26 protein-coding genes are annotated in these 24025 nt (G+C 65.6%); 13 read left to right on the top strand and 13 right to left on the bottom strand.

Annotated elements, in window-relative coordinates:
* The first annotated feature begins 263 nt into the window (after positions 1-263).
* Positions 264-1283, top strand: coding sequence for an MsnO8 family LLM class oxidoreductase (locus ACQEVO_RS03975; RefSeq protein WP_432908972.1), 1020 nt, complete (start codon positions 264-266; stop codon positions 1281-1283).
* On the opposite strand, the gene ACQEVO_RS03970 is transcribed toward ACQEVO_RS03975, so the two are convergent.
* The 3 genes from ACQEVO_RS03970 to ACQEVO_RS03960 form a co-directional block, all read right to left on the bottom strand.
* Entirely contained in the window at positions 1270-1959 is a 690-nt protein-coding gene (locus ACQEVO_RS03970) for a GTP pyrophosphokinase (RefSeq protein ID WP_432908970.1), read from the bottom strand. The genes ACQEVO_RS03975 and ACQEVO_RS03970 overlap by 14 nt on opposite strands.
* Before the next feature lie 193 nt (positions 1960-2152).
* The gene (locus ACQEVO_RS03965; RefSeq protein ID WP_432908968.1) at positions 2153-2878 is read right to left on the bottom strand and encodes a DUF6882 domain-containing protein; all 726 of its coding nucleotides are present in this window, start codon (positions 2876-2878) and stop codon (positions 2153-2155) included.
* Positions 2879-2928: 50 nt separating this feature from the next.
* Positions 2929-3807 (bottom strand): LysR family transcriptional regulator, encoded by an 879-nt coding sequence (locus ACQEVO_RS03960; RefSeq protein ID WP_432908966.1) that lies wholly within the window; start codon positions 3805-3807, stop codon positions 2929-2931.
* A 121-nt stretch (positions 3808-3928) separates the two neighbouring features.
* On the opposite strand from ACQEVO_RS03960, the gene ACQEVO_RS03955 reads away from it, so the two are divergent.
* The 3 genes from ACQEVO_RS03955 (at position 3929) to ACQEVO_RS03945 (ending at position 7165) form a co-directional block, all read left to right on the top strand.
* Positions 3929-5317: an MFS transporter gene (locus ACQEVO_RS03955; protein WP_432908964.1), complete on the top strand. Its 1389-nt coding sequence runs from the start codon at positions 3929-3931 to the stop codon at positions 5315-5317.
* 326 nt (positions 5318-5643) lie between these two features.
* Positions 5644-6450: a carbonic anhydrase gene (locus ACQEVO_RS03950; RefSeq protein ID WP_432908963.1), complete on the top strand. Its 807-nt coding sequence runs from the start codon at positions 5644-5646 to the stop codon at positions 6448-6450.
* A 148-nt stretch (positions 6451-6598) separates the two neighbouring features.
* The gene (locus tag ACQEVO_RS03945; RefSeq protein ID WP_432908962.1) at positions 6599-7165 is read left to right on the top strand and encodes a hypothetical protein; all 567 of its coding nucleotides are present in this window, start codon (positions 6599-6601) and stop codon (positions 7163-7165) included.
* Positions 7166-7573: 408 nt separating this feature from the next.
* Here ACQEVO_RS03945 and ACQEVO_RS03940 read toward each other — a convergent pair whose 3' ends face one another.
* The 3 genes from ACQEVO_RS03940 to ACQEVO_RS03930 form a co-directional block, all read right to left on the bottom strand.
* Positions 7574-9040, bottom strand: a complete 1467-nt coding sequence (locus ACQEVO_RS03940) for a protein kinase domain-containing protein (protein ID WP_432908960.1) — start codon at positions 9038-9040, stop codon at positions 7574-7576.
* Positions 9041-9202: 162 nt separating this feature from the next.
* Positions 9203-9415: a DUF397 domain-containing protein gene (locus ACQEVO_RS03935; RefSeq protein WP_432908958.1), complete on the bottom strand. Its 213-nt coding sequence runs from the start codon at positions 9413-9415 to the stop codon at positions 9203-9205.
* Entirely contained in the window at positions 9412-10287 is an 876-nt protein-coding gene (locus ACQEVO_RS03930) for a helix-turn-helix domain-containing protein (RefSeq protein WP_432908956.1), read from the bottom strand. The genes ACQEVO_RS03935 and ACQEVO_RS03930 overlap by 4 nt, the downstream gene beginning before the upstream one ends.
* A 486-nt stretch (positions 10288-10773) precedes the next feature.
* On the opposite strand from ACQEVO_RS03930, the gene ACQEVO_RS03925 reads away from it, so the two are divergent.
* Together ACQEVO_RS03925 and ACQEVO_RS03920 are read left to right on the top strand one after the other, a co-directional pair.
* Positions 10774-10926, top strand: a complete 153-nt coding sequence (locus ACQEVO_RS03925; RefSeq protein WP_432908954.1) for a hypothetical protein — start codon at positions 10774-10776, stop codon at positions 10924-10926.
* Positions 10923-11510 (top strand): hypothetical protein, encoded by a 588-nt coding sequence (locus ACQEVO_RS03920; protein WP_432908952.1) that lies wholly within the window; start codon positions 10923-10925, stop codon positions 11508-11510. Before ACQEVO_RS03925 ends, ACQEVO_RS03920 begins: the two co-directional genes overlap by 4 nt.
* A gap of 92 nt (positions 11511-11602) precedes the next feature.
* Here the strand turns inward: ACQEVO_RS03920 and ACQEVO_RS03915 are convergent, their stop codons facing one another.
* From ACQEVO_RS03915 to ACQEVO_RS03900, 4 genes are all read right to left on the bottom strand, one after another.
* Positions 11603-12376 (bottom strand): ESX secretion-associated protein EspG, encoded by a 774-nt coding sequence (locus ACQEVO_RS03915; protein ID WP_432908951.1) that lies wholly within the window; start codon positions 12374-12376, stop codon positions 11603-11605.
* 126 nt (positions 12377-12502) lie between these two features.
* A complete protein-coding gene (locus tag ACQEVO_RS03910) occupies positions 12503-13645 on the bottom strand; it encodes a WXG100 family type VII secretion target (protein WP_432908949.1) in 1143 nt (380 codons plus the stop codon).
* The gene (locus tag ACQEVO_RS03905; RefSeq protein ID WP_432908947.1) at positions 13642-14112 is read right to left on the bottom strand and encodes a hypothetical protein; all 471 of its coding nucleotides are present in this window, start codon (positions 14110-14112) and stop codon (positions 13642-13644) included. The genes ACQEVO_RS03910 and ACQEVO_RS03905 overlap by 4 nt, the downstream gene beginning before the upstream one ends.
* 37 nt (positions 14113-14149) lie before the next feature.
* Positions 14150-14728 (bottom strand): DUF3558 domain-containing protein, encoded by a 579-nt coding sequence (locus ACQEVO_RS03900; RefSeq protein WP_432908946.1) that lies wholly within the window; start codon positions 14726-14728, stop codon positions 14150-14152.
* 462 nt (positions 14729-15190) lie between these two features.
* On the opposite strand from ACQEVO_RS03900, the gene ACQEVO_RS03895 reads away from it, so the two are divergent.
* The 7 genes from ACQEVO_RS03895 (at position 15191) to ACQEVO_RS03865 (ending at position 20122) form a co-directional block, all read left to right on the top strand.
* Entirely contained in the window at positions 15191-15520 is a 330-nt protein-coding gene (locus ACQEVO_RS03895) for a hypothetical protein (protein WP_432908945.1), read from the top strand.
* Positions 15517-16755, top strand: a complete 1239-nt coding sequence (locus ACQEVO_RS03890) for a hypothetical protein (RefSeq protein WP_432908943.1) — start codon at positions 15517-15519, stop codon at positions 16753-16755. Before ACQEVO_RS03895 ends, ACQEVO_RS03890 begins: the two co-directional genes overlap by 4 nt.
* A 9-nt stretch (positions 16756-16764) precedes the next feature.
* Positions 16765-17427 carry a hypothetical protein gene (locus ACQEVO_RS03885; protein ID WP_432908941.1) on the top strand — a complete coding sequence of 221 codons (663 nt, stop codon included), beginning with the start codon at positions 16765-16767 and terminating at the stop codon, positions 17425-17427.
* A 235-nt stretch (positions 17428-17662) separates the two neighbouring features.
* Positions 17663-17953, top strand: coding sequence for an RDD family protein (locus ACQEVO_RS03880; RefSeq protein WP_432908940.1), 291 nt, complete (start codon positions 17663-17665; stop codon positions 17951-17953).
* Between the two features lie 62 nt (positions 17954-18015).
* Positions 18016-19335, top strand: a complete 1320-nt coding sequence (locus ACQEVO_RS03875) for a hypothetical protein (protein ID WP_432908938.1) — start codon at positions 18016-18018, stop codon at positions 19333-19335.
* A 92-nt stretch (positions 19336-19427) separates the two neighbouring features.
* Complete coding sequence (locus ACQEVO_RS03870; RefSeq protein WP_432908936.1) at positions 19428-19649, top strand: hypothetical protein; 222 nt, start codon at positions 19428-19430, stop codon at positions 19647-19649.
* Positions 19646-20122 carry a DUF6247 family protein gene (locus tag ACQEVO_RS03865; RefSeq protein WP_432908935.1) on the top strand — a complete coding sequence of 159 codons (477 nt, stop codon included), beginning with the start codon at positions 19646-19648 and terminating at the stop codon, positions 20120-20122. Before ACQEVO_RS03870 ends, ACQEVO_RS03865 begins: the two co-directional genes overlap by 4 nt.
* 152 nt (positions 20123-20274) lie before the next feature.
* Here the strand turns inward: ACQEVO_RS03865 and ACQEVO_RS03860 are convergent, their stop codons facing one another.
* The 3 genes from ACQEVO_RS03860 to mgtE form a co-directional block, all read right to left on the bottom strand.
* Positions 20275-21396: a Fic family protein gene (locus ACQEVO_RS03860; RefSeq protein ID WP_432908933.1), complete on the bottom strand. Its 1122-nt coding sequence runs from the start codon at positions 21394-21396 to the stop codon at positions 20275-20277.
* Positions 21397-21473: 77 nt separating this feature from the next.
* Positions 21474-22223: a DUF1542 domain-containing protein gene (locus ACQEVO_RS03855; RefSeq protein WP_432908931.1), complete on the bottom strand. Its 750-nt coding sequence runs from the start codon at positions 22221-22223 to the stop codon at positions 21474-21476.
* A 135-nt stretch (positions 22224-22358) separates the two neighbouring features.
* Positions 22359-23723, bottom strand: coding sequence for a magnesium transporter (gene mgtE, locus ACQEVO_RS03850; RefSeq protein ID WP_432908929.1), 1365 nt, complete (start codon positions 23721-23723; stop codon positions 22359-22361).
* Between the last annotated feature and the right edge of the window lie 302 nt (positions 23724-24025).

The raw sequence follows: 24025 nt of genomic DNA, 5'->3' as shown, positions 1-24025 counted from the left end.
GATTCCCTCCGTTGCGAATCACCATCCTCCCACACGCACCCGGGGCCCCTCGGTGACGGCCGTCCGACCGCCGTCGTCGGCCCGTCGCCTCACCCGCGGTTCATCTCGAGGCCCCGCGGCGGGGAATCCCGCGGCCTGGCGGAACGTTCGGACAGGTGCTGAGCGCGGCACCGCGCCACGGATCGCCGGCCCCGGTCGCCACGATCCGGCCGTTCGACACCGAAAGAGGACACCGTGCGCCACCGCAGGGAAGACGATCACTGATGCGTATCTCTCTGCTCGACCGCGCACGGACGCGCACCGGTGAGACCGATGCGGCCGCCGTGACGGCAACGGTCGACCGTGCGGGGCGGGCCGAAGAGCTCGGATTTCACCGGTTCTGGACGGCCGAGCACCACGCCGTCCCCGGTATCGCCGGTGCGGCTCCCACCGTGCTGCTCGCGGCGATCGGGGCACGCACACACACGATCCGCCTCGGGACCGGCGGGATCATGGTCCCCAATCACAGTCCCCTGGTGATCGCCGAACAGGCGCTGCTGCTCGAATCGCTCTATCCGGGCAGAGTCGATATCGGCCTCGGCGGTTCCCTCGGGTTCACCGCTCCGGTCCGGCGGGCGCTGGGGCGGACGGCCCTGCGTGCGGGCGAGTACGCGGCCGCCCTCGAGGAGATCCGGTCTTATCTGCACGGACGCGCCGATATCACGGTCCGGCCCCGGGTCGAGCCGCCACCGGTGCTGCTGCTCGCCAGCGGAGCGGGATTGGCTCTCGCCGCCGAGCTCGGCCTGCCCGCGGTGATCGGCGGCCCGCTGATCCGGGACGCGAACAAGATCGACGCCTACTTCCGCGACTTCCGTCCCGGCCCCCGCACACCGGAGCCGTACCTCATGGTGAGTGTCGATATCGCCGTCGCGGAGACCACCGAGCGCGCCCGCGACCTGCTGTTGCCGGAAGCGTGGGCATTCGCCGACTCCCGGGACGTCGGCGAGTTCCGCGCGCTGCGGCCTGTCGCGGAAGTACGCCGGCTGCTCGGCAGCGCGAGTGCGAAGAAGTACGATGCCGTCCGCGGCTGGATGTCCACGGCCGTCGCCGGCACGCCCGACGCGGTAGCGGACTCGCTCACGGATCTGCTGGCGCGAACCGGCGCCACCGAGATCCTCGCGAGTGTCAGCACCTACGATCGCGAGGACGTCGCAAGCACCGACGAGTTCCTCGCCACGCTTCAACGCGGGACCGGCGAGCCGACCGGTCCCGCCCCGAGACGGACGGCCGTCACATCCGGGTAGTCCGGACGTGTTCCCACAGGTATCTGAGCAGGTCGTCATCGATATCGGACTGTGGTCCCCGGTCACCGTTCGCGCCGTGCACCTCGGTGTGCAGCCGTTCCATCCGCTGGTCGAGTTCCGCGGCCGTCGCCGCCGCGTCCGCGAGATCGTCGATCAGGCGCTGGGGGACGTCTCCGTCGTACTTGTAGAAGATCTTGTGTTCGAGGGTCGCCCAGAAGTCCATGGCGACGGTGCGCACCTGGAGTTCGACGGTCACGTTCACCGGCCCGGTCGACAGGAACACCGGGATCTGCAGTAGCGCGTGCAGGCTTTTGTAGCCGTTCGGTTTGGGCCGGGCAATGTAGTCCTTGACGGTCAGCACGCGAACGTCGTCCTGTGCGGTGAGCGCATCCAGCACCCGGTAGGTGTCGGCGATGAAGCTGCAGGTGATCCGGACGCCCGCGATATCGGTGATGTGATCGCGCAGTCCGGGCAGCTCGGGGCGAATATCTTTGCGGATGGCTTTCCGCAGGATGCTGCTGGGTGACTTCACCCGGGACGTGACATGTTCGATGGGGTTGTAATGATGCAGGTGCAGGAATTCCTCCCGCAGGATGGTGACCTTGGTCAGCAGTTCCTTCACGGCGAATTCGTACTCCATCACGAACCGCGTCATCTCATCCCGCATACGAGACATGAAGGCGATCATCGCCTCGTCGTCCGGCCTGTGCGGCCCAGGGTTGCGGACAACCTCTTCTTCCACCGGCTCGGCCTTTCGTGCGCACTCGCGTATCGGCAACCGTATCGACGGTACGCGCCGGCGCACGCGGCTCCCGCCCCAGACCTCGAGGACAAGCAGCGACGGAATCGGGCTCAGCCCGGTCCGCCCGCTATCGTGCCCCGGGCACCGTCAATGCGAGGGAGGCCGCGCGGCCGTGCTCGTCGAATTCGATCGTGCCGACGAGAACCGCCGACTCGACGATCAACCGGCTCTCGTCCGGCGCGAAGGCCGGATTCAGACCGCGCAACGACAGGTAGCTGTTCAGCGCGCGGCGATGATCGTACAGCGCCAGTCCGGACAACCCCTCGCTCAGCGTCCGCATGATCCGCGGCCCCTCGGCGGGCGGGAGCCGGAAATCGGGATGCTCGACAATAAATGCCGCGCGGGTCCCGTCGTCACCGGCCGGGCCCTGGTAGCTGGTCCAGCGACCGGTGACGGCCTTGACCGCCTCGCTCTGCACCGCCGCGACCTGATACGGCTCCGGCTGATCGAAGGGAAGGCTGTCGAACGGTATTTCCGGCGCGGACAGTTCGCCGATCCCGTGCTCGATCCCGAAATCCCGCACGGAAGCCGCGAGCGTAGCAACCGATTCCGGGAACCCGGACCGATTCGCCCACGACCACAGCCACGACCCCGCGCCGGGCGCCGCGGTACCCAGGAAATGGAAGTCGGTGCATTCGACGCTGCCGTGCTCGGTGTCGAAGGTGAACGACCTGGTTTGCAGGTTCACCTGCCACGAATGCTCCCCCAGCACCTCGGCCAGGTGCAGCTGGTGTTCGAGGGAGAGAAACGCGGCGTCGTCCAGCAGGTTCACGAAGGCAGGCGTAGGGCGCACCTCGGCAGCCTAGTGGCCCGGCCGCGAACCGGCATGTTGCAGGATTTCCGTCAGGCTTGCGACAGCGCATACAGGACGGAACGCAGGGACTCGGCCGCCGCGCGTTGCTCGAGCCAGATGAGCCGGAGCTGCAGCGGCGGCGTGTGCGCGTCGATCATCGCGATGCGGCCCGCTTCCAGGTCGGCCCGGACCGCGAATTCCGGCAGCACGGCGATACCGCGCCCCGCTGCGACCCATTCACGCACCTGCGCGAGTCCGCCGACGGCTGTCAGGTCGGTATCGGATCCGAGCCAGCGCTGGGTTGCCATCCAGAAGGAGCAGCGTGATTCCTGCCCGATCAGGCTGCCGGTGCGCCGGATCTCCGCACGGCCCACCGGGCGCCCGAGCAGCGGATGCCCGGGTGCGGCCACGGTGGTCATGGGCACCTCCCGGAGGTCGAGGTAGCTCATGGTGGTGCCGGGTTTCGCGAAACCGAGGTCTGCGATGTGGGATCCGGTATCGAGCAGCAGCACCGCGTCGATCTCGGCACGGTCGAGAGCGGTGAGGAGCCGGGCTCGGTCGGGATCCGGGCGTAATCGCACGTCGATCGCCGGATGTCGGGTACGCAGGTCGTCGAGGACCGCGGGCAGCAGTTCATCGGCGAGGGACGCTTGCGCCCCGACGAGGAGAGCGGACGAGTCGGGTAATCGCCCGGCGGCTTCGTCGAGCGTGCCGAGGGCCGAGGCGGCGGCGGTGAGGTAGGCCCGGCCGGCGGCCGTCGGGTGCATGCCGGTCCGGTCACGGGTGAACAAGGGCGCACCCAGTTCGGCTTCGAGCCGGCGTACCCGGTCGGATACCGAGGAGGGGGCCAGGCCGAGGGCGGCTGCCGTCCGGTTGACGGTCCGATGGTGCAGCAGCGCGAGGGCGGTGCGGAGTTGATCGAGGTCCACGGAGTCACCGTAGGCCGGTATTCGGATATTCCGAACAGGGATACGGCTGCGCCGGTCGAGCGGCCGGTCGCGGCGGCGGATCGTGGTGCACCGTCCTGTCGTCAACGGTTCAGGGAGAATCGTGTCCGCCCCACCTGCTCTTTCTCGACCCCGCACCACGACCCGGCTCATCGGCATCGCACTCGCCTACTTCATGGTGCTTCTCGACACCACCGTCCTGGCGGTGGCCGAACCCGACCTGATCGCCTCGCTGGACACCGACATTCTCGGTGTCGGCTGGGCGACCACCGTCTACACCATGACCCTTGCCTCGACGCTCGTCCTCGGCGGCAGCCTCGCCGATCGGCTCGGTGCGTATCGGCTCTTCCTGGCCGGAGTCATCGGATTCGGTGCCGCTTCCCTGGCGTGTGCCTGCGCTCACGGCCTCCCCGCCCTCCTCGTGTGCCGCGGCTTGCTCGGTGTATTCGCCGCCGCGATCGTCTCCAGCTCCCTCGGGCTGATCGCGAGCCTCTACCCCGAACCCGGCCCGCGCGGCGGCGCGATCAGCGCGTGGGCGGCGATCAGCGGAGCCGCCATGGCGGCCGGTCCGGTTCTCGGCGGCCGGCTCATCGAATTGGACGGCTGGCGGCTGATCTTCGTGATCAACGCCCCATTGGCGGCCGTCGTTCTTCTGTTGTGCCGGACCCGGATCTCTACTCCGCACCACGAACGCCCGATCTCCTGGCTTCCGCACCTCGGCCTGGCGGCCGGTCTCGCGGCGCTGACTCTCACCATCACCGAAGCCGGGCAACGCAATTGGCCATTCGCGGGCCTTCTGGGTTGCGTCACACTGGCCCTGGCCGCCGGCACCGCGGCGATCGACCGGCGGTCGGCTGCGCCGCTGATCCCACACACCCTGCGCCACAACACCGCTGTGTGGACCGCCTTCGGCTGGGGCGCGGTCGTCAACTACGCGCTCACCACCGTCCTCTTCGCCCTCCCGCTCCTACTCCACACCACCGCGGTGGAAGCCGGCACGACGCTACTGCCGATGACCCTTCTCGTGGCTTTGAACCCGCCGCTCACCGCCCGCCTCGCCGCCGCGTACGGCTCGTTGTACCCGATCCGGATGGGTTTCGCCGCCTTCCCGGCCGGTCTGTGCGTCACCGCGTTCGCGCTGGCCGGCGATCACCGGCCGATCGTGCTCGGCATCGGACTCCTGCTGTGCGGTCTCGGAATCTCCTGGACCCTGCCGGCGCTGGTCGGGTTCGTCGTCGACCACGCACCACCGGACGCCACGGGGGCCGTCGGCGGCATCCTCAACGCCACCCGCCAGATCGGCGCCACGGTGGCGGCAGCGGTCGCCGGTGCCACTCTCACCCAGCATTCCGCCGGCGGCTGGGCAGCGGCTCCCCTGACCATAGCCGCAGCCCTGTGCGCACTCGGGTTCTGCAGCGCCGTCCTCGCCAAACCCGGCCGCTCCCGGACTCCGTCCGGACAACCCCAGGGCGACGCGCTGTCAGAGCTGTGAAGAAGTCCCGCCAACTGTGTGGAACTACTGCTGTGCGGCTCAAGCGCGCACGAGGCCGATGCTGCCGGATACACACCGACAAGGTCAGCGGATTCGAACGCAATTGCGCCGGAAACGAGTGCAGGATCACTGTCTCCTTTTCTGGTAACCCGGTGGGCACCCACTTATCATTTCCGGTGAACGAAATCACCGGAAGCGCAGCGATATTCGATAATTCGCACGATCGGCGCTTCCGGTGGAACCGGCAGCCCGTGATCCGGTGGGCGCGAATCCACACCGGCGTCAGCGGATCGACCTCACGGCTGTCGCCGCACAAGGAGGCACCGGTGCCCGAAACCGATTCATCCACCCGTCCCGCCCTCACCCGCCGCCGCGCGTTCGCCGCCGTGGCCGCGCTGGCAGCCGGCGGGGCAGCGGTCACCCTCGTCGCCTCGCGCGACCGCACCGATACCCCCGCACACTGGGATTACGAGGCCGAGGGGCCCGGCCACTGGGCGGAACTGGACCGCACCTACCGCACCTGCGCCACCGGGCACGCGCAATCGCCGATCGACCTACCGTCGCATACCCAATCCCATCCGGACGAGCACATCGATATCGAATACAACGTGCTTCCTATGGCCGAATCGGTCAATAACGGACATACCGTGCAAACAAACCTTTCCACCGGAAATGGGAATCGAATCCTCATCGCCGGGCGCCCGTACGAATTGTCCCAATTCCATTTCCACGCCCCCGGCGAACACACCGTGGACGGACGCGGCGTGGAGATGGAATTCCACCTCGTCCACAAAGACGCCGCCGGCGCCCTCGCGGTGCTGGCGATACTCCTGGAACCAGGCAGCGGTTCCCCGTTCGCGCCCCTGCTCACCGCCCTGCCCGCAACCCTCGGTTCCACCACTCGAATCGGCCCGGTGGACCTGCGCACCTTGGTCCCCGCCCACCGCGCTCAATTCCGCTACGCGGGCTCGCTCACCACCCCGCCGTGCACCGAAGGTGTCTCCTGGACCGTCCTGCGCACCCCACTCCCCGTGAGCCACTCCGAACTCGACCGCTACCGCTCCCTCTTCCACCACACCAACCGCCCGGTCCAGCCACTGAACGGCAGGCAGGTAACGCTCGCGGACAACTGAACCCCGGTGACTCCGGCCGCAGATCGGGGTTGGTTCGCATCGCAAGTCCGCAACCGTGATGATCCGCATCGACGTATTCGAGGAGCCGAGCGCACCCGCGGGGGCTGCTGCCCCCGGCTGTTCGGAGCCGAGTACCTGAGGAGGACCGGTGACCGACCCCATCCTCGACCTACTCCGGCGCCTCGCGAGCCGGATCGACGACGAAACCCTGAACAGCCTTCACGGGTATCTCTTCGTCGGCGAGGAGACCATGATGGGCGATGTCCTCGTCGGGTACTTGGTAGAGCACCGGGTGCCGCTGACCGACGAAGAACGCACGGTCCTGTTGTCCGCGGCCGAGGTCGAGCCACACGAGAACGAGGCAATCCCGCGCACCACCGTGATCCCCCGCAACTACGTGTTCGATTCCGGCGCACACGTACCCGAACCCACCGAAACAGACGCCCGGATCGTCGAGTACTCGACCCATCTGCCGGGCGCCCGCACACTCTCCCGGGCCTACCGGCGACCGGCACACGCTGCGGCCCCGGGGCCGGCCACGTGGCTCTATCTCGTGGAATTCGCCCCGGACGCGATGCTCCACCCCGCCTCGAACCTGCCGACAGGCGGCCCCGCTCACGGCGTCGCCGAGGTGTACTGGTCCGGCGAACAGCTACCGGAATACCATGTCGAAGCCCTTCGCGTCGCTCGCGTCGTCTGGGCCCGGGACGCATGACCTGCGCGGCAAGAGGTGCCGAGCGTACTCGCGCAAGCTGCGGAGGCCAGAGCCTCGGTCCGCACCGAAGATAGAGAGTCCAGGGAGACGCCGCCCTAACAAGGGACCTGGAGCAGGTCTGGTTCCTGCGGCGGGAGCGAACCTCCGACAGGCCGGTCATGTGTACTCGAACTGTGGAGCGCCATCCTGGCGGAATACGGCGACAACAGGAATCCGGCCGAGCGACCCAGCGTGACGCGCTGCCGGAGCTCTGAGCAAGCCGGGGCGCATCCTGACGGCTCGAATGATCTGCACGACCGTGCCGCTGAAACATCGAGAGCGCCGAGCGTCTACACGTATCAGCCCACTGATACGTCGGGCAGTACTTGCTCGGCATTCTTCTCGACCTCTGGTCGAAGAACCCGGCTTTCAGTACCCATACTTGTCAATGCGGACGGCAGTGCGATATGCGACCCAATGCCCCGTCGCGCGCGCCGAGGCGCAGATCAGGCCGATAGCCGACACAACGCCGGGAATTCCGAACGTCACGATGCAGGGCAGGACGGTGAAGCCGGAGGCCAGGCCGAAGATGAGCGCACCGAAACCGAACAGTGCGCCGATGAGCGAGCAGACGATGGTCAGTACCCGACCAGCCCTTCTACCCGCCAGCAGCATGAAACCCGCAGTGCTCCACAGGAACATCAGCATCATGAAAACAACGATCAACAGCACAATAAGGGCGAAGTCACTGTCCGTAGAAATCGATTCCCAGTCGACAATCGTCACAGCAAGAAGTCCAACGGACAACACCGTGAACACCAGCCCGATGACGAGTGTCGCGATCCCTGCGGCGAGGGCTGTGCCTTTCGGGGGCGCCGGACCGAAGAGCACTTCGGGATCATCGATCTCGTCCACATACGGGTCGGGCTGTGCGATAGGCGCGCCCCAGGCCTGGGGTCCGGGCCCCACATACGGCTGTTGCGGGCTCGGTACCCCGTAGCCGTTCGGATGCATATTGAATGCGGTCGGTGCCGAACGTGCGAGATCGGCCGCGATATGCCGGCCCTCGAGCGCGGCCATGGCCGCGGCCGTGAATTCACCGCAGGTGGCGAACCGCTCGTCACGGTTCTTGGCCATTGCCCGCTCCAGCACCGTATTCATTGCGGTGGGCAGGTCGGTGCGGAATCCGGTCAGCTGCGGCACCGGCTGTGCAATATGCCCCATGACGACCTGTCCCGGGTTCGTCGACGCATACGGCGGCTGTCCGGCGAGCATCGCGAACAAAGTGCACGCCAGGGAGTATTGGTCGGTGCGATGATCCACGTTATCCCCGGACAACTGTTCCGGCGACCCATAGGCGAGGGTCGCGGTGAAGGTGCCCGTGGCGGTGATCTTCGTATTGTTTGCGTCGGTGAGCCGAGCGATGCCGAAATCGGTAAGAATCGCGTGTGTTTCGCGGAATTCGTCGGCCTCGGCAATCAGAATATTGGCCGGTTTGATATCGCGGTGCAGGACGCCGCGACTGTGCGCATAGTCCAGCGCCGAGGCGGTTTCGGTGAGCAGGCGCACCACGGTCGCGGGCGACTGCTCCGTGGCTTTCCACGACGCCGCATCGGTACCGCGGATGTATTGCATAGCAATCCACAGGTGGCCGTCATCGGCACCGCGGTCGTACACTCCCACAATCCCGGGATGCTCCAGCTGGGCGACGACATCGGCCTCACGCTCGAACCGCCGGACCAATTCGGGATCGGTAGACACCTCCCGGTTCAACAGTTTCAGCGCCACACTGCGCGGCAGACGTGGATGGCGGGCAAGGTACACGGTCCCCATCCCACCCTGACCCAGAACCCCTTCCACCCGGTATCCGGCGAAAGCGGCACCCACCCCCAGCATCACAAACTCCCTCTGTAACCAGCGAACGTGCCGACGCTACCGCACGGACGCCCCTCCGGCCACGGCAGGACGACGACCAGCGCAACCGGTCGTCAGGACAGCACCGCGACCTGAGCCGGGCCGCGAAACATGTCTCCGGCGACAGAATCCAACCGCCGCTGATCAGCACAGAAGTCGGGGGCCTCCGTTTCCCTTCATATGAGTGGTGAAAGCGGCCCATTCCGCGGGACTGAACATCAGCGCGGGACCGGTGGGAAGCTTAGAATCGCGGACACCGACCTGCCCGGTGCCGAGCCAGACAACTTCGACACAGTCGTCATCCCCCCCGCTGTACGACGACTTGAACCACTGCGCACCCGATAGATCACCAGTCACTGGTCATATCTCCTTGCTAATTTCCTGAGACGATCTCGAGTACTCTGCTCGTCAAGGGCGCCGTCCCGGATGGAGTTGTACAGCGAGCGATAACTCTTCACCTCGTCCGGATCCTCGACTGTCATCGATCCGAGAGCCCCCTCGGCGTGCACCACGGAAGGCTCGCTGTCCGGAAAGTCGAGAATGTTGAACGGCGGAATAACCTTTCCCAACGGAGGTCCCGCTGTGAAGGGCATCAGCCGGATGACAAAATTCTCACGGGTGCTCAGGTCCGCGACTTGCCGACACTGGGCAGCCATGACCCGGTTCGAGCCGACCACAGTGTGCAATACATTCTCATGGAGTATGAACTCGAGCCGGGCATGACATCGCCGCTGAATAATGCGTGCACGGCGCTGCATACGCAGCTTGACCCGCTTATCGATCGCTGCGGGCGGATCGTCAGGTGCAAATGCACTGAAGACTGCGCTGGCGTAGTCTGCTGTCTGCAGCAGACCGGGAATTACGAGTGAGTGATAGATCCTGAACTCGGTGGCGTACGACTCGAGCTCGAGATACGAGTTGAAGTTGTCGTTGAGAAAGTGCCGAGATTCGTGCCACCAGACGTTTGGGGTCGATTGCGTCGCCAACGCGACCAGATACTGGGTGCGATCTTCTGGCAGAAAATAGTACCGGCAAAGGTGCTCGACCTCACGGGCTTTGATCCGATCGTACTGACCCAGCTCTATCCGGCTCAGGGGTGCCCGACTGAATTCGCAATCCCGTGCCACCTGCTCCAGTGTGGAACCGTGTGCGTGACGAGCGTCGCGCAACGCCCGCCCCAGTTGTCGGCGCGGCAGTGCAGTGCCGCTGAGATCCGCCTTGCTCGGCATAGCTCCTCCCCTGTTTCTCATCGAATTCGCTCGGCGTTTCTCAGTTCGAGAATCATCGAAGGCTTGCCCTGAGCGTTGTGCTGGGCATATCCACCGATCCTGCGACGGTCTCTCGTCGAGATATTCCAAGGCACTGACCTGCAGCAATATAACCACATGCCTGAGATACGCGGAAGCCGTTGGCGCAAAGGAGCATTGCTCCGGATACGCGCCTACGGACAGACAGATCGGACCCCCGTCGTCACTGCCGATGTTCGCTCGGCCACGTGCGAGCATGTTGAGCACGGAAGCCGTGTTACCCACCATCTCCCGTCGGACAGGGCACAGGTCCGAGGTCGCCGAGGAACCCAGCGAGATGACGACCAAGAAGCTGGTCTGTGGCTCTCACATTCCGCCCCGAACCCACCTACCCGATACACCGAGGCGGACGGCTGGCTCGCCGCCTGGCGTCACGATCGCGGTCATATCCGAATCCTGCAGGTACGCTTGTCCTCCGGCGCACCACTGGAGTTGTCCACCGGCGCCTATATCCCGGATCTGGCGGAAATGCGCGAACGTTTCCCGGAGCATTCCGGGTTGTGGGATGCGATCCGACACGAGTTCTGGGCGGCTCTCGTACCGGAGAGCCACACCGGATGAGTGCCATCCGCTATCCAGACGACGAATCCGTCGCGGAAATCACCGCGCGCTATCTGCTCGCCATGCCCGCCGGGCTGTTGCCCATGTTGTACGGGTTCCTTTTCGACGGCCGGATCATCCACTCCGATTGCGTCGGAGTGGATCTCGCCCATGACCGCGGCCCGGACGATCCCAATCCGATACATCTGAAGGCCGCGAGCCTGCGCAAAATCCTCGGCCCCGGGATGTTCGGTTTCGGGTTCACGTTCCCGGTCTTCGCCGATCAGCTCGAAGACCACCCGCACAATCACCACATACCGGCACCCGTCCGCACCGCCGCCGCACAGCTTCCCGCACCTGGCGATCTCATCGCCGCGGTCACGATCGACGCGACCGGCCGGCAGTGGTGGTCGGTGATCCCCCGCCATATGCCCGGGCTGGACCCGATCCTGCTGCGCATCCCAGCGGTAGCCCCCGAGCACTGGCGGATACCCGACTCTCTGGATGCTTCTCTCTGGACCGCCGCCCTCGCCCTCGACGAGGCCAACCACGCCGCGCTGCTGCGCCTACGCACCACCTGCCCCGATTCGAGTTCCGCCCGGTGAGCGCCGTGGCGATCGGTCACAGAGGTCCAGACCGTGGACAATCCTCGGCCGGCGGTGCATTAGGTGTTGCGAGACAGGCGCGGCGGCGAAGCTCACCAGGCGTCGGCGCACTCCTCTTCCAATCGGTTCCACGCGAAATCCAGCCAGGTAGTGAAGTGCCGGGTGAATTCGGCGGGTATGGCCGGACGCACGGTGACGTGGTTGCCCCGATGTTCGATGTAGCGGCCGTCGCCGGTGATGTCGTACCACTCCAGCGTGCGAATCGGGTCTGTGGCCGCGTCGTGCCGTCCGATGCGCAGGACCGCGCACCCGCCGCCGTCGGCTTCGCGGCCGAGCAGCCGGCGGTAGGCCTCACGCGCTCGAGTCCGCCGTGGATCCTCGAACTGCTCCGTCCGCCGTCCTATATCCTCGGGATGAAACGTCGCAGGTTCGGCGGACCCCGGTGCGCAACCCGGCAGCGCGGAAACCAAACGGGAAGCCAAGTTCTCGGGGCGGAACAACCGCACCGTGATCGATCCGAAATCGTCGTTGTTCCCGGCCTGGCTCAACGTCACCGCATGCATATCGGTGCGGGCGCCCACTATTCGGTAGTTACGCATATCGTCGCGCCCGGTACTGCGTTTGTGCGCGACGGTGCCTCCGAAGATCACAAGCTGCATCCGGGACGTACCGAGCGTATCCAGCGCCACTTGGATTGCGGCACGTTCCTCCCTCGAATACCGCTCCCGCACCGCGAGCTCATGCGCCCGAAGTTCGTCGTTGAACGCAAACCTGCTGGTATAGCGCAGCGGGCTGGGGAACCGGTCATAGGCGTCGCTGTACCACAGTGCCGCGAAATCATCCGGCTCCCAGGTCCACTCGGACATTTTCGTTCCTTTTCCCCAATACGATCCAAACGATTCCGGCGACTATCCGATACCCGGGCGCGTCCACGCCGGAGCAGAAGCGCCCGGTGGCCGGCCGTCATCCCGGCCGCGACCAATCCTCGGGTGTCACTCGGGAGTGGATCCGATGACGCCGCCCTCGATCGTCGGCGGAAGCTCGCCCAGCAGTTCGTCGGTGTTCTCCTGATTGATCAGATAGTCGGGAGTGGAGCGTTTCGATTCGTCGTCCTGCCCGGCACCACGACCGGCTCCCGCCGCACCCATTGGCATACCAGCCATACCGCGAGTTCCCGCTGGCGCCCCGGCTGTTGTGGCGGTGGCCGCCGGAGTCCCTGGGGCCGTGCTCGGAGTGCCCTGGACCGTACGCCCTGGACCAGGAGTTTCCGGGCTACCCGGGGAGCCGGGGGTACCGGGTGTGCCCGACGGCGAACCGGTCGTGACGCCGGCCGGAGTGGTCCCTGCCGGAACCGTGGGTGTGGTGGATCCCGGCGGCTCGGCGCCGGTCGGAGTCGTCGGTGTCTGGCCAGTAGTCGTTGTGCTCGGCTGGGTTGTCTCTTCTCCGGGTGTCTCGCCTGGCGTCTCATCCTCCGGTGTGCCGGGCGTCTCACCCGTGGGCGTTTCCCCGGGTGTGGTGCCGGTGGGACTACCTGGGGTGGAGGGCGTTCCGGTCCCCGTGGGATAGCCTCCCGGCGGAGGTGCGGGAATATCGGTAGTCGAGGTCGGCCCGACCGGAATCGGAACGACGGGAACCAAGGTGTCCAGTTCCCCGAACGGATTGACATAGTGAGTAGTCATCGCGGTACGGGCTTCCTGGGTTCGCCGCTCGGCTTCGTCCTCGCTGAACAGCCAATTGGTGAATCCGTCCAAGCCGGTGACGTCCAAAGGGTTGCCGACGCTCTTCTTCATGGTCACGATGGCATCGACAGCACTGGCGATCCCATTGGACAGCGCCTCCAGCGCAGGAGTCACCGGACGTGCATGCTTGTCCACGTAGTCCTTGATGGCCTGCCTGGACTGCTCGGCGGCCGGGCCGGACCAAGCCTGGGCAAGCGAGGTGTTGATGGACCGGATGAAGGTCTCCACACCTTCCTCCCACGACACGCGCATCTCCCAGTACTTGTCGGACTGGGCTTTCGCATCGTCGACAACCAATGGGTCGAAGGCATTCTTGATGCGCTCGTGGTCCCATTCTTTCGGGTTCTCCCCGCCGAGCCCGATGATCGGGTTCTCGTATTCCGGTACGTTGCTCATCCGGCGGATCCATCCGGTAGCGGGCGGCCAGTGGCCACCACGACGGGCGGGCGTTCGGGCAGGCTCGCGCTCACCGAGCTGTACGCGGCCGCCCATTCACTATCAGCTTCGATGATCCGGTCACGGATGGTGCGATAGACGTTCTGGATGTCCTCAACGATCAGATAATGCTGCTCCATGATCTCCCAGACAGCATTACCATCCGGTGCGCCTTTGGCTTTCACCTTGTAGCGCCCGACCATTGCGCGTGCGGAGATCAAGGAGTCGTTGGCCTCACCCAGACCCCAGTGGTCCTGCTGCGATATCTGCTCCGCCTTACGCTGGATATCACGGATCGCCAACTTGAACGTCTCACAGTCACGGTCCAGGTAGATGAATTCCTCGGGCGTCATCTGAACAGAGACCTGTCCTTCGTTCGCCGCGTTCAACAAGTTGGCCATCGGCCGCGGCGCAGGTTCTTCACTCACGAGTTCTTACCTCCCCGAGACAGTAAAACCTAGGCGATCACACACCAGCCGGAATTGTGGGTACTACCTTCTCGGCTAGGCCCCGAGCCAAAGCGCAAGTATCGAGGTGACCGGTATTACGATTTGATGGAGGGTTACTCAGTCCGAATTCCACACTTCCACCGTTGATCTCAACATTCAGGTTGCAGGATGCATCGGTGTGTGTCTCCTGCCGTTGCGAAGTAATCGCTTTGCGACCACTGATGGTGAACTCAACGGTCCCGGGATAGCCCTTGTCCCGCACCATCTGCAGTGTGAGGTTGGTTGTCTGGATGCCAACCGCGTAGCCATCTGGCTGCACCCACCCACACCCCTCCCACTTGACCCCGCCCCCGCTGAAGTCATCGTCGTTTTTGTTCCGGAGATTCTCGGAGTCCAGTACACCCTGTGGGATATCCGTGCACGGGTCATAGCTGGTAGGCGCATCCGGCGCCATGGCGGGAGTCGACTCCGCCGCTTCCCCTTCGGGAGCCGATTCACACCCGGTCAGCGCCAGTACCGCCCCGCCCACCAGGGCGATGAACGCCTTACGCTTCCCCGCGGTCACCATCCCGACCTCCACCGCCGATACCACCACTCGTCCGACTCCGGGGAGGACCGGCGTCTCCGCCCCCTGCTGCCGGCTCGCCCAAACGTTACCGGCGCTCACGAACCCACGCAACCGACCCGGACGAGCACGCACATACGCTCATCGGCTGTCAGTCGCGACATCCGAACCCGCACGCCCGAGGCCGGCCGACGCTCGGGAATGTCACGGCGTGGCGATACCCGGATACAACCCCCGCCCCTCAACCAGGGCCCGTCCTGCAGATTCCTGGCGCGATCCGCGGATCCTGCAGGAGAAGTTGACGGCCCCGCACATCATCGGCGTCGGTCTTTCGCTTTGACGCGCAGGGCACGTAGGAAGGCTCGAAGCCTCGCTACTGATCTGCCGGTTCGGCGGGCGTGCGCCGAGGCCCCGACCTGTGAGACTGATTCGTCCGAGTGCCAGCTGGTATCGTCCGGCCAGTCGGCTCAGCAGGAACAGATGGGGGGACGGGTGACGAGTCCACTTCAAGTCGATATCGATGTATTGACGAAAACCGTTACTGGCCTCAGGAATTCGCAACAAATTCTGGAAGATGCCCTGAAGGCGATGGCCGATGTGGGAGCAGCGAGCATCGGCACCCAGGCTCTCGACGACGCCGCCGACAGTTTCCAGCGGCGATGGCGCTTCGGGGTGCAACGCATCGGCGAACTCTCACGGACCACCGCGGACGGAGTAGACCAATGCCTTGCCGCCTACCAGGCGGTCGACAACACTACGGCCGCCGCCCTCGGCCAGGTCAACGGGACACCGGTCACTGCAGTTGAACAGGGGCAGCCGTGACCCACAACCCCTACCCGAACCTCGGCTACAACCCAGTCCCCGGCGTTCCTGACGACGTCACCGGTCTGAGCAACCGGATCAAGACCGCCGCCGATGCGGTACGTGAAACGAATGACCTGCTCGCCCGGCTGCGCAACAGTAACGACGAGGTCTGGCGGGGCGAAGCCGGTGATGCGTTCCGCAGTCACTTCGATGCCACCCTCGCCCAAGACCTGGGCTACGCCCAGAGTTCGCTTGAACGCGCCGTCACAGTCCTAGGGGAATGGAACACCGCCCTCGTCGGATTCCGCGACCAGGCCAAAGCGCTGGACCAGGAAGCCGGGGTCGCTGCCGCAGAGGTCAACAAGGCAGTCACGGAGGTCCAGAACGCGAACGCCAACCCTGACCTCGGCTTGGCGAACCAGGTGTTCGACGACCCAGCCGCACTCCAGGCGGCACAGACCCGGCTCAATGCCGCAACCGCACGGGTCAATGCGGCCAACACAGCGCTCGACAACTGGTTGGGGACCCAGGATTCGATCGCCGCACGGGCCCGCGATCTGGCCACCGAACACGAGAACGTCGCCAAACGGATTGCTTCCGAATTAGACGCCGCCGCGAAGGATTTCGCCCCGAGCGAACCCGACAAGAGCATCTGGGACAAGATAAAGGATGCGATCGGGGCGATCGGCGAGTGGATCGACGAGCACCGGGAGGGAATCCATACCGCACTCTCCATCACCGCCTCGGTAGCAGGGCTACTCGCGCTGGTCACTCCACCACCGGTTTCCGCGATCGCACTCGGTGTGTCCTTGGCCGCGGGCGCCGGGGCGCTCGCCCTCGATTTCACTGATCCCCAGATCCGCGAGGGCCTTATGTCCGGTGACATGAGTGCGTGGCTGACCGTGGGCGGCGATGCGCTCAGCGTTGTTCCCGGCGGCGCCGCCCTGGGCAAGACTGCTTTGGTCGGCATCCGTGGGCTGGACGATGTCGGCCGTATGGAGGGAATGCTGAATGCCTGGAAAGCGGGTGCGCACGATCCCGGTATCGTAATGAAAGGCCTGGCAGTACCGGTCGATTCGGCTCTCGGCGCAGCGGCGCAGAGCGCTCCGGCGATTGCCCCGGTCTATAAGGTTCTGCAGGTAGCCGATATAGCCGATACCTCCCCATTGCCCAGCGCCGCGCCGGCGATGGCGATCCTGTCCAGGGCCGGTTCATCTGTGACCAACCTGGCCGGTCTCGGAGGGGAGGACTAGCGCACCGGTATGCCGAACAACAAATTGCGCCGTGCACCGACCATCGGTATCGAAATCCCCCACGGGTACAACGAGATTCCGCTCGGCGATCTCGACGCGCTCATGCAGACGGCCGGCCCGATGATCACCGAGTCCGTTCCGGGCCACATTCGCAACGACGTTCCGAATGTACTGGGAGCACTACATTTCATGCTGGCCACACTGGCCGCGAACAACACCCTGTACAGCGGTATCGGTCTGCACCGAACGGCAGAATCGGAGATCGAGCGCATAGCTGTCTCCTGGTTGACCGTTTCCTCGTTCGATTACGGAGAAGAGCGGAATCCGAGGCTGGTGCTCAGTGAGTTGATCCATACCAAGGCCGCCACGAAATCACGGGGAAAGCTTGCGGTGGTGGAAACGCCGACAGTCCCAGTCCTCTACTTCGAGTGGACCGCAAAGCACATCGCACCGGCAATCGCGAGCTATCCAGCAGCCGATGATGCGCCAGAAGTGTTCCAGATCGAGGCGACAGTGCCGTCCCGAGACGGCACTGCGATCGCCGTGGTGGAGCTGTCGACCGCCGACCCCGGAGCCGGACCACAATACCGCGGGATGGTTCTCGATATGGCGGCATCGGTGACCTTCCCACAACCACCACCTGACAGCGAAAGTTCCAGTCTTGCACTTTGATCAAACGCCGCAGCGAAACATAGCGCCGGTTCCCGGCGCTCGCGCCGAGCCGGCCGGTTGTGCGGTGCCTACGGACGGGCGCCCCGCGAACCCTATGAGGCACAAGAAACGTGCCGGTGGCGCCACGGGCGCCGGCACCAGTACGAGAAGCGCCACAGACGGCCTCATGGTCGGTGGATGGGAGTATTCGTATACTTCGAAGTCGCTGCGGTACGCGCTGATTACGATCGCGTTCATGGTGGACCTGCTGTCGCACATCGCAGTGGGTCTGGCGGTGTGGTACACCTTCGATCATTCCCCGGAACCCCCCTGGAATCCGATCATGTCGGGTGTGTTCGCCGGTATCGCCGCGTCGTTCGTCCACCGGACATTCGTCCAGCGACTGATCCGGACAACGCTCGGTAAGGTCGTCTTCGGTCTGCGTCTACGACAGGAAGACGGCACCTATCCGACCTTGTGGAGACTGATCAAACAGTGGTTCGGCGGCACCGTCGCCGCGCTGGAGGTGGTTACCAGCCTGGGCTGACGGAGCCTACGTTTGCTGTTCCACGAAATCGGCGATCGTGGGTGTGGGGCGAAAATGTGTTCATGCGTTCAGTACTCCCCCTGCCGATTCCGCGTTCACTGGTCGAGCTGCACCGATTCGATTTGTCGGCACCGTATACACCGGCCTCGAATTTCATCACCTGGGATGTCGTGTCCTCCCCTTCGGGGGATACGTACGCACTGTCCCGGCTGAGGCGGTATGTGCAGAATGCGGGCTCCGAAAGTGATCCGCCAACAAGTAGTTTCGGATATGTCATCCTTACCCGGTACAGCCCGGAGGGTACGGTCGCCGCGATCGCGGTCTCCGCTTCGGAACACCCTCGCGGCGCGCTGCCGACTGCGGCGAACGGCCTGCTCCAGACCCTCTGCATACTGCCCGGCGGCACACTCACAACAAACGCGAACCCGGACCGCACTGCGCTGATCTCACCCCACCTGACCGATGTCCTGGCGACTTACACCGAACCGGCCCGAAGACCCTTCGAGGAAGTCGTTCCCGGCGACCCCTTCGCCTGCTCGATCGACGTCACCCCGTCGGGCCGGCTGTTGTGCGTCACCGCCGAGTACGGCACGAACCGATACGGTGCGTCCCAGGCGAATATCGTCGGGCTCGCCGATGGATCGCTGACCCCGGACAACAAGCCCACGATCCGGGCGATTGCCTCGCTCGACCCCGAGCCCGCCCACCAGAGCACCGACGACCTCCGGCCCCATGTGCAGTTCGAGGGCGCACCGGTGGGCTTGGCGAATCGCCCGCGGCCCGCGCTGACCGAGCTGCTGACATCGCCGTCGGGTCACCGCTACCTCGACTGGGGTGAGGCCGGACTCGGCCGCCCGGCGGTACTCGCGGACGATCTGTTCGTTGTTCCCGTATTCGAGCGACTCACCCGTCGTGCCACTCGGGGACGGAGCTTCGAATTCTTACTTCTCGACGACCACGGCGCGGTGCGGGGGAAACTGGCCGGTTTGGATCAATGGCGCCACAGCCCGTACCCAGGTCAGCATTTCACCGTGGTAGCCGACCCGCACCGCGGCCACATCTTCCACCTGAACAACTTCGGTCTCTTCGCCTGGACCCGAGACGGCGTGCTCCGCTGCGCGCTGGACACCACCACCAAGACTTTCAAGCCCCTGACCAATTTCGCCCTGAAATCCTTTTCCCCGGCCGGTGAGCTGGTTTTCGTCCACAACAAGCAGCACCTGGTGCTGCGCATGCCGACCCCCGAGGACTTGCACGATCTGCCGGGTGCCGTCGAAAACGCTCTGCGCACCTACACCAGAGATCGCACCGCGCTGAAGAAGCAATGGGGCCCGGTCAACTGGCATTGGCCGGCTCCGGACGTCCGCGTCTACCACCTCTGATGACCGATCGATCTCGTCGGGAAACTCGAGTCGTCGGACGCCGGTAGCGTGGGGCGAGCGCTCGGCCGTCGGTGCGTGGGAGGAGGGCGGGTATGCCCACAGTGCGCCGGTTCTGGATCGAATTCGATCCAGACCACGGATCGATCCTCTGGTGGGGCAGATATACCGGTGTCACCGGCTTCGATGAGCGGGACTGCCTTTCGATGGTGGCGGATCTGCTTTCCGATGGCGATGATTTGCCCCCACGCCGTCCGAGCTTCACGCGGGCAGGCGGCCCAGCTCGATTGACATCCGAGGTAGTGTGGATGTTTTGAGCGCGACCTACGACATCGTCCCCTTCAGCGACCTTTTGCACCGCCCTGCGGTAACCGTCGGGTTCCTGGACCGGGTTCGCGCACTGCGACTACGCCGCCGAGATGCGGGCGACCTGGCTTTGATGCGCGTCGAACAGCTCGACTCCGAAGGCGTGGTGGTCGACTTCACCGCACGACTTCTTGCCGGACTCGTTCGCCGGGTGGATCGCGATGCCGTCTGCGCGGTACTGCCCGAAGCGCTCCCCTGGGTCGTTTTCCTACCCGATGACGACGTGGACGAGTTTCTGACCGAGCTGGTTGCTGTCGTACAAGGAGCAGCTAGCTTGCAGAATCTCGCGCCGGTGGCAACACTGCTCGCGCAGTGGCGGCACACAGCCGAGGTACACGCCGATCCTGCCCTGCTGGACCTCCTCACCAGCGAACCGGAAGGCGATCTCGGGCCGGTCCCTGTACCGGAAGGCCATCCCGGATGAGTCCGAAACGGGGTGATCGGGCGGCTGCACCCATCCGAAGGCCACGGACTGACCGGTCGTCCGGCGACACGGCCGCGCGGATAGTAGTTCGGCGGCTCGGAGGACGACTGCGGCGAGGCGGTCGACGTCGATCCGCGCTGATCGAAGATCTTTCAGTTCGGACGCACCAGGTCGTAGGAGGTGCTGCGGCCGCCGGAGCCGGACCGCGCGAGAACCCCGAGATCCACGAGTTCGTTGATATCTCGGAGTGCGGTGTCCTGGGAGCATTTGGTGATGGTCGCCCACTTCCGACTGGTGAGTTTGCCGTTGAATCCGTCCAGGAGCCGGTTCAGCATCGTGATCTGGCGGTCGTTCATCGGGACAGGCTGCCAGTGGCGCCAGAACCGGGCCTTCGAGAGGACCTTGTCGACCGTCGCGTCCGAGTGCTGGATGGCGCGATGCAGAGTTTCGAGGAACCAGATGAGCCACTCGGTCACATCGAGTGTCCCTTTCTGCGTGCGCTCGAGAATCCGGTAGTACGCCGCTCGGTCTCGCTGGATCTGCGCGGACAGACTGTAGAACCGGCGGGAGCTGTGGTCGGCGCGGGCCAGCCACAGGTCGCCCACAGCGCGGGCGATGCGTCCGTTTCCGTCGTCGAAGGGGTGAACGGTGACGAACCACAGATGCGCCAAACCCGCTTTGACGAGCGCAGGCTCGGTGGCGTCGGCGTTCACCCAGTCCAGGAACTCTCGCATCTCGGTATCGAGCCGCGCCGCGGGAGGCGCCTCGAAATGCACGCGTTCCCGGCCGTAACCGCCGGACACCACCTGCATGGGTCCGGACGAGTCGGTGCGCCAGGCGCCGATCGTGAGCCGGGTTCTGCCGGAGTATCCGGTCGGGAAGAGCGCGGCGTGCCACCCGAACAGCCGTTCCGCGGTGACCGGGCGGTCATGATGCGCCGCGGCGTCGAGAACCATTTCGACCACGCCGTCGACATGCCGGTCGGTGGGCGCGAGCGCGCCGATTTCCACACCGAGGTGACGTGCGAGAGATGATCGAACCGAGGCCACATCGAGCAGTTCGCCCTCGAGCTCGCTGGTCTTGACCACGTCCTGGGTCAGCACGGCCAGGCTTGCCTCGTCCTGCACAGTTTCGGCGGTCTCGGCGAGGCGGCCGAGTAGCCGGCCCTGCTGATGGGCGACCTCCGCGAGCGGAGCCGCCAATCGCGCAGCGTCGTACCCGAATGCCGGCCACTCGGCATGCTGCCAGATGTACCTCCGGTATTCGGGCGCCATGCGGTGATACTACCGCCTATTCACCGCATATTATGCGGTGAATAGGCGGTAGGCGCCCCCTGGCAGTGCCTACAACGTCAGAAACCTCCGCCGTCGAACCCACCCCAGTCGCCGCCGGAATCGCCGCCCCAGCTGTCGCCGCCGGCGCCCTGGTCGCCCGCGTTCAGGCCGTCCTGGAAGCCCTCGCCGTACCCGCTTTCGAAGCCGCCGGCGCCGTAGCCGACACCGGCCATACCGGAGAACAGGGAGGTGAACAGCAACGCCGACCCCACACCCCAGGCGCCGGCGATCATCGCCGGTCGCCACCAGGGTTCGGAGTACCAGCCCGCCGGAACGGGTCGTCCGGCGACGCGGCCGCCCGGGTAGTAGTTGGGCGTCTCGGACGAGGGCTGCGGTGAGGCGGCGACCTTGCGGTTCTCGAAGTCGATCACCCGGTCTTCGGTGACCTTGCCGGCCGCTGCCTGCCCGTCGAGTTCCGGTACCGGCGGGCCGGGGTCCATATCCATGGCGGTGCGTGCGGCGCGGATGTAGTACATGCCCTCGACCGCGGTCTGTTTCGCGAGCCGCGCCTGAGCCCGGCTACGGGCCTGGTCGAGTTGCGAACCGGCCGCCGTATGACGTTCCGCGGCGTCGGCGAGTGCCTGCTGGGCGGCGATATTGCTACCGGTGAGGCTGTAGACCTGGCCGCCGAGGCGTTCGTTGACCTGGCGGGCATCGGCGAGTGCGTCGGCCAGTTCGGTCGCGGCGCGTTCCTTGCTCTGCCGGGATCGCCACACCAGGAAGAACATCACCAGCACGACCACGGCGGCGATGAGGAGCCACTCCATTTCGCACTCCTTCGGTCGACGGAGCACAGTGCTGACCAGCCTACTCGCGTCCGATCGGCCACCGGACGCGTGAACCGCGAGGCCCTCGCTCGATGCGGCGGCGAGGCTCAACAAGGCTGCGTAGCCGGGAAGAACTCAGATGCCGAGAACCAGTTTCGCGGTGGTGAAGTAGATGATCAGGCCGGTGGCGTCCACCAGGGTGGTGACCATCGGCGCCGACACCACGGCCGGGTCGATGCGCAGCCGCTTGGCCAGCAGCGGCATGGTGCCGCCGATGGTGGCGGCCCAGCCGCAGATCAGGATCAGCGTGATCCCGACGACCACCGCGACCTTGGGTCCGACGAACAGTCCGCCGATCACCAAGCCGACCAGGGACAGCATCGAACCCAGCACCAGGCCCACCCGGCATTCCCGCCAGATCACCTTGAACAGGTCGCCGCCGCGCACCTCGCCCACCGCGACCGCGCGCACACAGGCGGTGGCGGCCTGGGCACCCGCGTTACCACCGGCGCCGATCAGCAACGGAATGAACAGCGCCAGCTGGGCGGCCTGTTCGAGCGTGGCCTCGAAGAAACCGGTGACGCTGACCGTGAGCGTCGCCGCGACCAGCAGCAGCATCAGCCAGAGGGCGCGGTAGCGGGCGAGCTGGAAAACTCCCGCCGCCATGTAGTGCCCTTCCCACGGCGCCGAACCCGCCTGCTTGGCGACGTCTTCGCTGTCGGCCGCTTCGATCACCTCGACCGCGTCGTCGATGGTGAGCAGGCCCACCAGCCGATCCTCGCTGTCGACGACCGGCAGGTTGATGTCGTTGGTCTCGCGCATCAGACGCGCGGCCTTCTCCGCCGAATCGGTGGCGCGGACGAACGCGGGTTCGGTGACCACCAGTTCCGCGACCATCGTGTCGGGACCGCTGAGCACCAGTTCCCGCAGTTCGACGATGCCCTGCAACCGGCGGCCCGCATCGACCACGGGCAGGGTGTACACGGTTTCGGCGTTGGCGCCCTTCGCGCGCACGGTGCGCAGCGCGTCGGCGACGCTGAGGGTCCCCGGGATCGCCACGACCTCCGGCGACATGTACCGCCCGACCGACCCCTCCGGGTAGCCGAGCAGCGCCGCGGTCATCCGCCGCTCGCGCGGGCTCAGCCCGGCCAGCGCCTTCTTGGCGACCTTGGCGGGCGCTTCGCGCAGCATGCGGGCGCGATCGTCGGGGGCCATCCCCTCGACGAGTTCGCGGAAGCTCTGATCGCGCAGGCCCTGCAGGATCTGCTGCTGGTCGACGGGTTCGAGTTCCTCGAACACCGCCAGGGCCAGGTCTTTGTCCAGGAGCCGGAACGCCACCCCGGCCTCGACCGCGTCCATGCGCGCGAGCTCGTCGGCGATGACGTGCGGCGGATGATTGTCCAGCCAATGCAGCGCGGCATCCACGCGGTGGCTTTCGACCACGTTCTGGAGGGATTCCGACAGCGTCGTCGGCGCTTCGATGAGTTCGATCTGCGACATGAGAGGTCCTCGGCACAGCGTTGATTTGCGAGTGATTCGAGTGAAGTCACACCGCGAGGCGCCGAGCCGGGCCGCTCCGCCGGCAGCAGTTGCTAGCGGAAACGCGGACGGACGGCGCCGCGCGGCCTTCGACTGGGAGGTTCGCTGCGCATTGCAACACCACCTCCTACTCGGTAGCCGCCGCGCGCTGGGGCGCGCCGCTCATCCGGATCAATAGTCAATGAATGCGAACGCATTCCTGTGCAGGATACATCCCCGCGGGGGGATGTCCGCATCGCAACGTTCGTCACACGGCGTTTCAT

This window comes from Nocardia sp. CA-290969, from assembly GCF_050936135.1.
GTDB lineage: Bacteria > Actinomycetota > Actinomycetes > Mycobacteriales > Mycobacteriaceae > Nocardia.
The sequence above is the reverse complement of the archived record's forward strand: the minus strand, read 5'-3'. Positions and strand labels throughout refer to the sequence as shown.